Here is a 13,840-nt window from a genome sequence, read left to right on the forward strand (position 1 = left end):
CAGACAGCCCTTCGCTTTCCCTAAGCAGCCTGCTTAGCTGCAAGTGATGCTCCTTTGTCTGATTCGGCTTTCAGGTCCAATATATAGCTGGCTGCTTTTAAGGCCCTGGTGCCGGCGTAGATGAGCATGGTCTTGTCCTCCCGGAGCCGACTGACCCAGCCCTGCAGGTAGGCCACAGAGTTCTGGAACACGGCCTCCTCTATTCCGGTGAAGGCGCAGAGGAAGCTAGCGCCCATCTCAGCCACCAGTTCCTCTTTGCTGTAGGCTTCGTCCCCGAAGCGGGCGGGGGCCTCGTCTGGGGTAAAGCGATTCAACCTGGCGGGGTGGCCCGTGGCGTGGATCAGCTCGTGGAAGAGCGTGGCATAGTAGGCCTCAGGAGTGATGAAGCGTCTACGGTCCGGCATCTGCACAATGTCCCTGACTGGCGCGTAGTAAGCCTGCGTGCCGCCGTGCAGGACCTTAGGGCTAGGCTGGGGGAAGCTGTCCACCACGTGCTGGCAGGCTTCGAGTAGCTGTTGCCCGGACCGTTCGGGCACGTTGGGCAGGTGGAAGTCCACGCCCTCCACTTGGTCTATGTTGAACACGGTCCAGAGGAAGGGGACAAACCTGCTGCAGGGATGGTCTTTCCCCTCGTCTGTCTGGTTTACGCGCTGATCCTGTTCTTTTGCCTCAAAGATCTTCCAGTAGACGATGGGGGTGCCTTTCTGGCCTTTCCGGACGCGGCCATCCATTTCCTGGGCCTGCTTAAACGTGAGAAAGTAGGGCGCCGTGTAATTGTTTTTCTCAGTGACATAGTTCAGGTAGAAGGCGTTGAAGCCCTCGTAGGGGCGGCCGGAGGCGTAGTTTTTGGGGAGTCCGTACGAACTCCAGGGCTTTTGCCAGATGGCTTTTCCCTGCTGTAGTTCAGCAATGATCTCGTTTGTCACCTGCTCGGCCAGGTGGTTGAATTTCTGATAGGCGTTCATAAGCTTGAATTTTAATTGATGAAAACAAATGGAGGGAAAGCAGGGGCCGTTCACTGCCCCTGCAAAAGAAAAAGGGGCTACAGGAGCCCCTCGTCTGCCAGGGAATAGTATCCCTCGCTGGTGAGGATGATGTGGTCAAGGACGGCGATGTCAAGCAATTCTCCGCCCTGCCTGATCTTTTTGGTCAGTTGCAGGTCCGCTGTACTGGGGTTGAGGTTGCCCGAGGGGTGGTTATGCGAGAGGATGATGCCGGAGGCGCAGGCCTTGAGGGCGGCCGCGAAGATGAGCTTGGGGTCGGCGACGGTGCCGGCCACCCCGCCAGTAGAGACTTCATAAATGCCCAGCACCCGGTTTGCCCGGCTCAGGAGTAGCACTTTGAACTGCTCGACGAATTCCATTTTGCCCGTGTCCCAACTCTGTTTAAGCACTTGGTAGCTGTCATTGGAGCAAGTGACTTGGGGTCTTTCGGAGGGTTTTACTCTGTTGCGGTAGGAGAGCCGGATCTCGGCTGCTCTGGTAAAGGCGGTGGTTTGAACGGTCTTTTCCATAATCTCTTGTCTTTAAGGTGTGAGGAAATTGATTATGGGGCCCCACTCGCCTTCGGAGCCGGACTAAAGGCAAGGTGGAACCAAAGAAAATGCGGAGGACTCCCGTCAGGGATACCCATTTTGTTTGGACGACCTTGGCGCAGCGTACCTGTGTCCGGGCCGCAAGGCTACCTTTGCGCCAAACCAAGTGACGTTGGATCTTGCCTTCGGAATGGCTTTGAGCATGGGATCTAAAGGAAAGCTATCGCTCTTTCGGCTTCTGTTGATAGCTATGCCCTCTCAGTCAATGAAGGATAGGTTTTACATGTATCTGCCTTGGGCGTAAGTTGAGTTACAAGCTTCTGCAAAGCGTAGGAACCAGCTTGATTCAGATTAAAATGATGAAATCTTCAACCCCGTTGGGGTGTGTTCTCCTGGCTTTTGGCTAATAAAGTTTTTTCACTAGTAAGGTTCACGTTGTGAAAAGGAAGGAAGATAGCAGGGTATCTTTCACCTTTAACCTAAACAAGTAAAACTATGCCTATAGAAATCATCACCAAGCAAGACCTGCTTCAAGCCCACCGGCAGCTGCTGGAGGACTTGGTAAAACTGATCGGAAAGCAGCAGTCTGAGGCACCGAAGAAGGTGCTCAAGTCCGCCGAAGTGCGGCGCATGCTGCAGGTCTCTCCCTCCACGCTGCAGAAGCTACGGGTGGAAGGTACGCTGCCCTCTGTCAAAGTCGGAGGCACGCACTACTATCGCTCAGAGGATATCACTAAGCTCCTGAATGGAAAGGGGAGGGCATGACATTGGATCTGCCTCTTAAGGGCGTTTGCAGGCAAGCGGGGTGTTGGGCGCCTGCGCCTCCCGCACCTGTTCTGCTTACAAGGGCTGCTGGCCAGTGCTGTTGCGTCGGAACATCACCCTGGCGCAGCAGCAAACTAAAGGTTGTGGGGATCCAAAGTGATTCGGGCACGTATGGACAATATTTTATCTCTTGCCAGGAGACAGGCCCCTATGACGCCTGCTTTTCTGCCGAGACTGGACATCCGGAGTTCCGTGTCGGTGCTGACAAGGCTCAAGGAATATTTATTAATCGCGGCTTTGATTGGAAGCCTGATATAGGCATCTGTTTCTGCCAATGATCCTCCCAAAATAATCAACTCAGGATTAAACAGGTTCATAATGGCAGCAATGCCCCGGCCAATTTTTTCACCTGCCTCGGAGATGATCTCGGTAGCCAGCATGTCGTCGTTTAAAGCAGCATGAATGATATGCTGGAGGTTGATTCTGGCTATATCACCGACCGTATCCCCGTCTCGGCAGGTGGCCAAAACAAGCCAAGGGAGCAGCGGATCCGCTTTATGCACCGGCACCGCATGGCGGGAGGCACAGCAGGGATGGATTAATAGTGCAAATTTTCTATATAGAAAGTGGGAATTTGGGCTAACTTTACTGACCGGAAATAACTTGTGACAGTACATTTACTGTCTATGTTGTCCCAAAGTCTATTCAGAGGTGTCACCCTATGAGTCAAAGTTGCACTGAATACCTGCCCGCCAAAGCCGATGACATTGCCCATGTTCTGAAGATGCTCGAGGCCTTGCATCCGATTTCCTACAACCTGCGGGAAGAGTTTTACAAGCACACCGTCACCTTGCGCCTTGAGGAGGGGGAGCACCTGCTTTACCAGGGGGAGAGATGCTTTCACATGTATTTCATCCGGGAAGGCGCCCTGATGGCGTATTCGCAACACCGTCAGAAACGGATTACCACCTACATCTCAGTGGAAAATGAATACGTCAGCTCACTTTCGGGGCTGTATGGGCAGCAGCCTTCCCGGGAGGCTATTATGGCCGTGAAGCCGACTCAGCTGGTGGGTGTGCACACGGATGTTCTCCAAGGCTGGTATGCCCGCTATTTTGAGATGAACTTCATCATTCGCCAGGTATACGAAAGCTATTACCGGGATGCCCAGGAGCGGTCACATGTCGTTCGTATTGGCAATGCAGAAGAGCGTTACCTGCATTTCATCAAATCAAAACCCGGCTACATCGACCGCCTTCCGCTCGATATTGTGGCCTCCTTTCTAGATATAAAGCCGGAAACATTATCCCGCATTATAAAGCAGAACAATAGTCAAATGCACGTACAGGAGGCAGCGGGCATTCTGGAGAAATTAGAGAAGTTTCTACAGGAAACAGAATGCTTTCGGGAAAAGACATTGAAAGTGCAGGGACTGGCCGAGCGTTTAAGTATTCCCACATACAGGCTTTCTATGGCATTGAATATGTACCATAGGAAAAGCTTTACAGAATTTTTAAATCATTACCGCATTACTTATCTGAAGACTCAATTAGAGAAGGAGGAATCCCTGCAGAATTTTACCATAGAATCTTTGGCTCTTAGTGCAGGATTTGCCTCCAGGAGTGCGTTTTATAAAGCATTTAATAAAATAGAGGGGCTTAGCCCTAAGGCCTATTTAGCCGCCTCTAAAGATGTTTAGAGTCAAATAGCAATTCCTTAAATGCCGCAATTTTATTTCTTACAGTATAAAGAAGTATGCATTATTTTGATTGCACCCCACTACTAGGTTTGCACTTCTCACTTGCAAACACTGTGCAACATAACAAGGTATAGCCAAGCCTTACATCCTGCATACTATTGGTTAGTGCCCTTCTTCACCGTCTCTGGATTACTTAAAGGATAGCATGTAGCTATTTTTATAAGCCAATTTTAATTTTTTGGTGACTGATTTACTTTCCGTTACTCAGATCTAAAATGGGATAAAACTATTCCAGGATTTAAATCAGAATAGAGATGTGTCAATTCAGGGGTTATTACTTTCTATTTTGTCTCCGTTTTTAATACAGGACAAATGAGCCCGCAGCTCGTTGAATGGTTGTTATAACAGCTTGTATATTGCATCAAAATTATAAGCTTCTTCTAATTAGATGCGAAGCACATCTTTAAAGGATTCTAGCTAAGTGATACAATGCAGAAGGGGAGCGCAGTGAAGCACGGTTAAAACGACGCCACCTGTAATTACCTGAATTTACGACCCGGTACCACCTGCTTGGCTATAGAAAACTAATTATACTTACTCAACTACCTTTTCTATAAACAGAACTTATAGCCGAACCTTTACACCCATTTTGTGAAACGATTTGCCGCATTTTTTGCTGGGGAGCATCTACTAGTTCAGTCTCTGGCATTTATGGATATTAACTCCTTTTGCCTGATTAGACCAGGGTTCAAAGCGAAATACACGAATAAGCTGCCTGCAGAAGCATTGCCCCTATGGAGCTTATTCCTTGTTAGAAATGTGAGGCAGGGCTCCGGCATCTTGTGGTCTTCAATATAAGCCAATGCTCATACAACAGCTGCGCATCTTTTCTGTCAATTATAGTTACACCGCTGTAATTATTTCTGCAATTCTTACAAGCATCTCTTTGATACTTGTAAATTTTGTCATTGCCTGGTTTGCGCTGATCTTTCTATTTCTTTCAATATTCAACGTAGTTCAGGTTCGCCAGGCAGTTTATATAGGGGCTATTTTTGGGGCTGTGTCTGCAGGTATACTAAACTACTGGATGATACCTGCCATTGCCCGGTATGCGCAAAGCAGCTTAACACTAGGTATAGGTTGCTGGCTGCTTTCGGTGTTAGCTATCAGTAGTTTATATGCTTTGCAGTTTGCGGCATTTGCTAAAGCCAGGTTTGCAAACACTTCTTTCGTTGCTGTATGCTTCAATGCCTTTTTAATGGCTTCTTTTTGGGTAATTTTTGAGTGGATGCGTGCTACAATCTTCGCCGGTATGCCGTGGTTGAGCTATAGCATCGGCATCTCTCAGGCCGGGAGCTTATTCATGGCGCAGCCTGCAGCTGCAGGTAGTATTTACATGCTCTCCTTTCTGCTGGTTCTGGTAAATTATACTTTCAGTCACGCCATTCATTCCGAAGCACGGAGGTGGCTACTGTTGCCAGTCTTAATACTTGTGACTCAGTTTATAGCCGGCGTATGGCTTTATTATAATATCTCACAACAGGCTGCTACGACTCGCCATCCCAAAATAAGTACAGCGCTTATCCTGGCTTCTTTGCCACCAGAAACTGTGTGGAATGAACATAATGGAAATGCATTGGTAGAGGGGCTGCTATCGCTCAACAGGGAGGCTGTGGTGGATAACCCAGACCTTATCCTATGGTCTGAAACCGTCATCCCCTGGACTTATAGTGCGGACGATGACTTTCTAAAGGAAGTCTCTAGAGCCACTTCTGGCAAAAATGCTCATTTTCTGCTTGGGATGAGCACTGCTGTTGCTCAGAATAGTAATGCAGTCTTCAATTCTGCTTATTTCTTTAACCCGACAGGAGAGGTACTGGACCGACATGATAAGCACGAACTGCTCACGCTTATCGAAAGGCCACTTTTTAACGATAATGGAAATATCATCCTCCCTTTCCTATCAGGCAGCGGGCAGGTGGTGAAAAAAGGGGCCAGGCAGCAGGCTATAAAAACGCCATGGGGTCAGGCTGGTGTATTGCTCTGTAACGAATCGGCTGTACCTGCTTTAACAAACAGGCTTGCTTCTGATCAGGTTTCCTTCCTTATCAATCTGGGCAATGATGGTTGGTTTTCAGACTTCTTTATTACAAAGCAGCATTTCTACAACGGCAGGCTCAGAGCAATAGAAGCAAGAAAAGACCTGGTAATCAACAACAACAGGGGAGTATCCGGATTGATACGGGCAAGTGGTGCTATTGGAGCCCGGTATCAATCTGAACGGAGCAGTGTGCAGCGAGTAGATATTTATCCTAACCAAATCGACCCGATTGATTATCACTATTTTTTATACACCATTTTTTCAGCAACGGTACTGTTGCTTCTTGTCAGGTTTTATAGGAGGACAGAGATCCTTTCAGCTTAAGTTTTAAATCAAACCGGAGCAAATGTATCTACAGGGTTTAACTGTAAGGTGCTGTATGCAAGGGTTTAACAAATTTTCCAACCAATATAATTGACGTTAGTATGAAAAAACTTTTACTGTTTTTTTTCTTCAGTTGCCTGTTCTTCGAAGCAGTTGCCGGGCCCTCGTTAAGCCATGGCAACTGGCGTTGGAGGAACGATGACGGTTCCGAAACAAACGCCACCTGGAAGGGGGCAGAGAACCAGGAGGTTGAAATCATTTCTGCGGATGAGGTACTCCGGCTACGTATCAAGATCGCCTCACAAGCTGCTAGTGGCTTTGACTACTCTTTTACGAGCCGGATAGAGAATCAAATCGGGTATTCCAGAAGTGCTGACGGCCCTTTTACCACGATCTCTGCTACTGACATTAACAGCGAACATTTTGTATTGGCTTCGAGTGATGATGTGCAGGGAGGGGCAGCAACAACCGAACAATTAACGCCAGGTGTTGGCGGGAACTTCAGGGCCGGGCAGGTGATAGCTAGTTCCACTCCACAGGGTGCATTAGTCTTCAATAATGAATCCATTATGAAGGAGTTTGAGTGGGTGCTTCAGCCGACAGCAACTGCTCAGGAAGGAAAATATTATTTTAAAATAATTGATGAATCCATCGGGCAGCCAGGCACGTTGCCTTCTGTGCTTTACACTACTTCACCGCAAAATAAACCAATAGCAGGATACCTGAATGGGCTTCAGTTCGACGGCGTGAACGATTATGTAGAAATTCCGTCCCAGCCTTCGAACCAGTTTAATTCTGAAACGGAGTTTACTGTCTCGTTATGGTTTAAGGCAAATAGCATGGCAGTTGCCGGCCTTTTCAACCGGCCTTCAGGTGGAGGGGATATGCAGTTCTGGCTTACGGCAGCTGACGGAAAATTTACCTACGGAATCGACAAGCATGGCTATGGCTGGACCTGGATTAGTACACCCGAAGCCTACAAAGTAGGAGAGTGGGTACAGGTGACCACTGTCAGGCGCAATGTTAGTGGCCAGCGCAAGATGGAAATCTACGCAGATGGGGTCTTGGTTGGATCTGGCACTGTTAATTTAAATTCTTCAGCCTCAAGCGCTCCTATTCGCATCGGTACCTACATGAATGCCGATGGAGGCTTTGCCAATGCTCAGATTGATAACGTGTCGCTTTGGGGAAGAGCGCTAACCGCAGCAGAAATCAAAACCCTTGGAGCTACAACCTTAAATGGCAATGAAGCCGGTTTGGCAGGTTATTGGCGCTTCGATGAAACAACCGGCACAATCGCCTATGACGCCACAAGCAATGCAAACCATGGTACACTCAAGAACATGGACCTGGCAACTGCCAGGGTTGCGTCTACAGCGGGTGATATAAAGACATACGAGAATGTTGCGTATTCCGGAAAACTGGCTGGTAGCGACCCCGATGGTAAGCCCTTAAGCTATAGCCTGGTTACCGCGCCGGCTAAAGGTACGATAGTACTCAATTCAAACGGGAACTATACTTATACCCCTGCGGCTAATGTAGCTGGCACAGATGCGTTCTCCTATAGTGTAAGCAACGGAACCGACGTCTCAAACACCGCTACTGTCAATGTAACGATCGTGGCCGTTAACAAAGCACCGGTCCCTGCAGTAGCTGAGCTACCAACTATAACAGCGGAATGCGCTGTTACGGTAACTGCTCCTACAGCCAACGACGATAATGATGGTGTTATTACTGGTGTTACAGCAGATCCTGTACACTATACTACGCAAGGCTCCTATACCATCACCTGGACCTATAGCGATAGCGAGGGCCTGACTTCCACCCAGACGCAGCAGGTAATTATAAAAGATGCTACAAAGCCTGTTTTTGCAGCTGTATCCCCAATCATGCAAACCAATGATGCTGACAAATGTGGTGCAGTAGTGACCTATCCGATGCCTACCGCCACTGATAATTGTAGTAGTGAAGGCAAAAAAGTATTGTTGATTTGGGATGAAATAAATACTAATACGACTAGTCTTAAAAATGCGCTGACAGCTGCAGGTCTTGATGTTGTTTTAAGTGCTACCAGCGAAACCGGTTATAATGGCACAAATCCATCCCTAACAGGTTTTGACGCAGTAATTCATTTGAATGGGACAACATATTCAACAGCAATGCCAGTTTCCGGCCAGAATGCGCTTGTTGATTTTGTGATGAATAAAGGCAAGACGTATATCACAAATGAATGGTCAGCTTTTGAGGCAAATGGCATGAGCCTTATGCATGATATTGTAGTTCTTCAAAGAACTGGGGGGATTTCCAACGGAGTTACCTACACGACAGTATCCGCACATTCCGCACATCCTATGCTGCAGGGTGTTCCGGCAACCTTTACCTTGCCAGTCGGAGGCAGTAATGTAGGCGATGCCAAAACTTACGCTTCCAATCAGCCGGTGGTGCTGATGACTTCTCCACACGGAGCAGCCGTAGCAGTGAGAGAATTCTCAAACGGAGGTAGGGCAATTGGCTTTCAACATGCAGGTAATTTCGATGGGTCAGCCATTCTTTCTGACTTAAATGCCCAGAAGCTTTATATCAATGCCGTAAATTTCAGTCATAGTAATGGCACACTTACCATCACGCAGACAGCCGGCCTTTCTTCAGGCGTATTGTTCCCGATAGGTAAAACTACGAACACTTTTACAGCTACAGATGCGGCTGGCAACGCGTCAACTATCAGCTTTGATGTAACTGTTACCGATACACAAAAACCAACAGTTGTTACCAAAGACCTCACTGTAGAGCTGGATGCTACCGGTAAAGCAACTATAACACCAGCCGAAATTGATAACGGCTCTACTGACAACTGCTCCATTCCGGCGGATGGGTATAGTTTAGACATTACCAGCTTTACCTGTGAGGATATTGGTCCTAAGACTGTTACACTGAGCGTAACTGACGCTAATGGCAATAGCCAGAATGCAACGGCTACAGTGACTGTCATTGACCCGATCAAGCCTACCATCACCGCGCCGGCAGCTGTTACGGTAAATACGGACCCTGGTAAAAATACAGCTTCAGGAGTAGTATTGGGTACACCAACTACAGCCGATAACTGTAGTGGTCTTACCTTATCAAACAATGCACCGGCAGCTTTCCCAATAGGGAACACTACTGTCACCTGGACGGCGACAGATGCGGCGGGTAATACAGCCACTGCAACGCAGGTGATAACGGTGGCAGATAAAGAAGCGCCGGTGCCAACGATAGCCACGCTGCCAATTATAACAGGCCAGTGTGCGGCAACTGTTACAGCAGTGCCAAGCGCTAATGATAATGTGTCAGGTACTGTTCCGGGCAAAACCACTGATCTCCTTTCTTATACAGAGCAGGGCACTTATACCATTACCTGGACCTATACGGATGCGGCAGGAAACACTAGTTCGCAGACCCAGCAGGTGATCGTAAAAGATGACACTGCACCCGTTGTCAGGACCAGGAATATCACTGTTGAGTTAGGTGCAAACGGTAAAGCAGGGATAGTAGCATCTGATGTAAACGATGGTTCTACGGATAACTGCGGCATTGCTTCCTATAAAGTAGACTTAGCAGAATTCGGTTGCTCCAATGTGGGAGCAAATGTAGTGACCCTGACCGTGACGGATGTGAATGGCAACGAAGCCACTGCAACAGCCACTATAACTGTAGTGGATACTACCAAGCCTGTTGCGGCAGCTAAAGGCATCAGGGTGGTGCTAGGTGCTGACGGCAAGGCCACTATAACCGCTGCTGATATTGACAACAACTCTTCAGACAACTGCGGCATCGCGTCCATAACCCTGAGCAAGTATAGCTTCAATTGCAGCAACATAGGTGCAAATGAGGTGGTGCTGACTGTGACAGACGCGAGCGGTAACGTCACCACGGCCACGGCAACTGTAAGGGTGGAGGATAACGTGGCGCCAACTGTAGTTACGCGTACCGTCACCGCACAACTGGACGCTACGGGTAAAGCTACCATTACCGCCGATCAGATTAACAACGGTTCTTTCGACAACTGCGGTATCGCAGGCATGACGCTGAACAAAGTAAGCTTCAGCTGCCAGGACCTGGGTGATAACGAAGTGACCCTGACTGTAACTGATATGCAGGGCAATGTCGCAACAGCTACGGCTGTAGTAAAAGTGGTGGACACGACTGCGCCAATAGCCCGCGCCAAGAATGTGACGCTATACCTGCGTGCGGATGGCACAGCAACGCTAACACCAGAACAGGTGAATGATGATTCTGCTGATAACTGTGCCATTGCCTTGCTAAGCCTGGATAAAACTGTATTTGATTGCTCGCATGCAGGCGAAAACACAGTGACACTCACCGTAACCGATGGAAGTGGGAATAGCTCCTCTGCCATAGCGGTTGTAACTGTGGTAGGCAATGTGGCACCTGTAGCCATCGCACAAAACATTACCGTGACGCTGGATGCTGCTGGCAAGGCTATCATTTCGGCAACAGACGTAAGCAACGGCAGCACGGGTACTTGTGGCATCAAAGCGATGTCGCTTGACAAGACAATGTTTGACTGCTCAGACATTGGTGAAAACACTGTCACACTTACTGTGACAGATGTAAACAACAATGTGTCGACAGCGACGGCGGTCGTAACGGTGGCAGACAACACGGCCCCTGTGGTATTGACCAAAAACATTACCGTGCAGCTGGATGCCAACGGCAATGCTACCATAGCTGCTGCTGACCTCAACAACGGCTCTGCCGATAACTGCGGCATTGCCTCTGTGACTGTGTCAAGAACCGCATTCGACTGCAGCCATGTAGGTGTAAACGATGTCGTGCTGACCGTGACAGACGTAAACGGCAACGCAGCTACCGCGACGGCTCAAGTAACGGTGGAAGACAAGGTTAAACCAAACGCTGTAGCCAAGAACATCACCGTATACCTGAACGCCTCAGGCACTGCCTCTATCACGGCGGCAGACATAGACGGTGGTAGCCGGGATGTGTGCAGCGAGGTTACCCTGGCTCTGGACAAAGCAACGTTCAATTGCACCAACATTGGTGAAAACACAGTTACATTGCTGGTGACTGATGCGAGCGGCAACCGATCCACGGCCACGGCTACGGTGACAGTGCTGGACAATGTAGCGCCAATCGTACGCACCCGTCATCTATCGGTGCAGCTGGATGCCGAAGGAAAGGCGACAATCACTGCTGCGCAGATCAACGACAACTCCTCTGACAATTGCGGTATCGCAACGGTTGCACTCGATAAAACTACTTTTGACTGCAGCCAGACTGGAGCCAATACGGTGACCCTGACTGTAACCGACCAGTATGGTAACTCGGCTTCCGCCCCTGCCACTGTCACGGTACTGGAAAACATTGCTCCGGCAGTGCTGACACGCAACATCACCGTTGCCCTGGATGTTACAGGCAAAGTTACCATCACAGCCGACCAGATCAACAATGGCTCTTCCGACAACTGCGGCATCGCTACAATAGAGCTGTCTAAAACTGACTTTGGTTGCCAGGACCTGGGTGAGAACACAGTAACCCTGACAGTAACTGACAAGAGCGGAAACAAGGCAAGTGCCACTGCAACTATAACAGTTGAGGACACTACTGCCCCAATAGCCATGACCCGTAATCTGGTCGTGCAGCTGGATGCGAGCGGCAGGGCCAGCATCACAGCGGCTCAGCTCAACGGCGGCTCTTCTGATAACTGCGGCATCGAAACGCTTAGCCTGGACAAGGCCAGCTTCGGCTGCGAGGACTTGGGTGAAAATACCGTGACGCTTACGGTAACCGATAAGAGCGGCAACCAGTCAACGGCAACCGCCATCGTGACGGTGGAAGATAAAGTAGCGCCGGTGGTGATCGTACAGCACATCACCATCCAATTGGATGCCTCGGGTGCAGCAACCATTACGGCAGCTGACATCAACAAAGGCTCCAGTGACAACTGCGGCATTGCCTCCATGTCCCTGTCCAAGACTGCTTTCGACTGCAGCAACGTGGGCACAAGCGAGGTAGTACTGACAGTAACTGACGGTAGCGGCAATGTCGCCACAGCCACAGCCATCGTGACGGTTGTAGATATGCTGGCACCGGCTGTGGTGGTGAAAAGCATCACCGTTCAGCTGAATGCTGCAGGCAGTGCCACCATCACAGCGGCAGATCTGAACAACGGCTCTGCGGACAACTGCGGCATCGTTTCTATGTCGCTTGATAAGAGTACCTTCAGCTGCGAAGACTCGGGCGAAAACAAGGTGACGCTTACCGTGACAGACGCAAGCGGCAATAAAGCCACGGCAGTAGCCACAGTGACAATAGAAGACAAGATAGTGCCAATGATTACGGCGCCTGTCGCCGTAGTGGTAAACGTGGACGCAGGCAAAACGACAGCCTCTAACGTGACCCTTGGTGAGCCAGTCACTTCGGACAACTGCAGCGTGGCGTCTGTCACCAACGACGCGCCAGCCGAATTCCCTACAGGAACCTCTACTGTGACCTGGACAGTGACTGACGGATCAGGTAACAAAGCCACCGCTACTCAGACTGTAACGGTAAGACGCGATGTCGTGTCAGTTGCAAACCCGGCGCAAATCAACGTGCCAATCCGCACGGCCTACGCCAACGTGCCGCTTCCTGGCACCGTCATGGTCACCTACTCGGACGGTGCAACCGAGGCGATCGGTGTGGTTTGGGCGCAGGGAACCTACAACGGCCTTATCGCTGGCATCTATCCATTAACCGGCCAGTTAACACTCGCTGAAGGTACCACAAACCTGAGAGGCCTGACCGCCCAGGTGATCGTGGAGGTAGAGCCGAACATTCCGCCAACCGCACTTTCTTTCAGCGCAACGAGCTTTAAGCCAGAAGCCAGAGCAGACGAGGTGATTGGCACACTGACCACCACCGATCCGGATGACACCGAGTTTGTCTATACTTTGGTGAGCGGCGAAGGGGCTACCCACAACAGCCTGTTTGAGATCCGTGGCGATCAGGTATACCTGAAGTCCAACAAGGGCCTGTCTGGCATGACCTCCTTTTCGATCCGGGTACGCAGCACAGACCCGTACCTGAACACGATCGAGCGCACCTTCACGCTCACTAAGCAGGCCTACGACCGCACCGTGGCCCAACTCAAGATCGTCAACGCCTTCTCGCCAAACGGCGACGGTGTCAACGACAACTGGACCATCCCGGAGCTAAGGTTCTACAACGAGGTCTACATTCAGGTGTTCGACCGCTCGGGCGTACGCGTCTTTGAGACAAAGGACCCGGAGAAGGGCTGGGACGGACGCGGACCGAACGGAAAGATCCTCAAGGGGCCCTTCCTCTTCACAGTAGAAGTGAGGGATATCAACTGGGTGAAGCGCGGGGTGGTGACCATCCTAGGTAAATAAGTTGGCAA

8 protein-coding genes are annotated in these 13,840 nt (G+C 49.8%); 5 read left to right on the plus strand and 3 right to left on the minus strand.

Going from position 1 to position 13,840, the window contains the following annotated elements; genetic code table 11:
* Window positions 1-20: 20 nt before the first annotated feature.
* Together Q4E40_RS08070 and Q4E40_RS08075 are read right to left on the minus strand one after the other, a co-directional pair.
* Window positions 21-965, minus strand: coding sequence for an ArdC family protein (locus tag Q4E40_RS08070; protein WP_303411285.1), 945 nt, complete (start codon window positions 963-965; stop codon window positions 21-23).
* A 77-nt stretch (window positions 966-1,042) separates the two neighbouring features.
* Window positions 1,043-1,513 (minus strand): JAB domain-containing protein, encoded by a 471-nt coding sequence (locus Q4E40_RS08075; RefSeq protein WP_303411287.1) that lies wholly within the window; start codon window positions 1,511-1,513, stop codon window positions 1,043-1,045.
* A gap of 516 nt (window positions 1,514-2,029) precedes the next feature.
* Between Q4E40_RS08075 and Q4E40_RS08080 the strand changes: the two genes are divergently transcribed.
* Complete coding sequence (locus Q4E40_RS08080) at window positions 2,030-2,299, plus strand: helix-turn-helix domain-containing protein (protein WP_303411289.1); 270 nt, start codon at window positions 2,030-2,032, stop codon at window positions 2,297-2,299.
* 134 nt (window positions 2,300-2,433) lie between these two features.
* Here the strand turns inward: Q4E40_RS08080 and Q4E40_RS08085 are convergent, their stop codons facing one another.
* Complete coding sequence (locus Q4E40_RS08085) at window positions 2,434-2,739, minus strand: ROK family protein (protein WP_303411291.1); 306 nt, start codon at window positions 2,737-2,739, stop codon at window positions 2,434-2,436.
* Window positions 2,740-2,757: 18 nt separating this feature from the next.
* Here Q4E40_RS08085 and Q4E40_RS08090 point away from each other — a divergent pair, with 18 nt between their 5' ends.
* The 4 genes from Q4E40_RS08090 to Q4E40_RS08105 all read left to right on the plus strand — a co-directional run bounded on the left by Q4E40_RS08090 (window position 2,758) and on the right by Q4E40_RS08105 (window position 13,832).
* On the plus strand, window positions 2,758-2,901 hold the full coding sequence (locus tag Q4E40_RS08090; protein WP_303411292.1) for a hypothetical protein: 144 nt from the start codon (window positions 2,758-2,760) through the stop codon (window positions 2,899-2,901).
* 119 nt (window positions 2,902-3,020) lie between these two features.
* Window positions 3,021-3,998, plus strand: a complete 978-nt coding sequence (locus tag Q4E40_RS08095) for a helix-turn-helix domain-containing protein (protein ID WP_303411293.1) — start codon at window positions 3,021-3,023, stop codon at window positions 3,996-3,998.
* 862 nt (window positions 3,999-4,860) lie between these two features.
* Window positions 4,861-6,423: an apolipoprotein N-acyltransferase gene (gene lnt, locus Q4E40_RS08100; RefSeq protein WP_303411294.1), complete on the plus strand. Its 1,563-nt coding sequence runs from the start codon at window positions 4,861-4,863 to the stop codon at window positions 6,421-6,423.
* 101 nt (window positions 6,424-6,524) lie between these two features.
* On the plus strand, window positions 6,525-13,832 hold the full coding sequence (locus tag Q4E40_RS08105; protein ID WP_303411295.1) for an HYR domain-containing protein: 7,308 nt from the start codon (window positions 6,525-6,527) through the stop codon (window positions 13,830-13,832).
* Window positions 13,833-13,840 lie beyond the last annotated feature (8 nt).

This window comes from Pontibacter coccineus (assembly GCF_030546575.1).
GTDB classification, from domain to species: domain Bacteria; phylum Bacteroidota; class Bacteroidia; order Cytophagales; family Hymenobacteraceae; genus Pontibacter; species Pontibacter coccineus.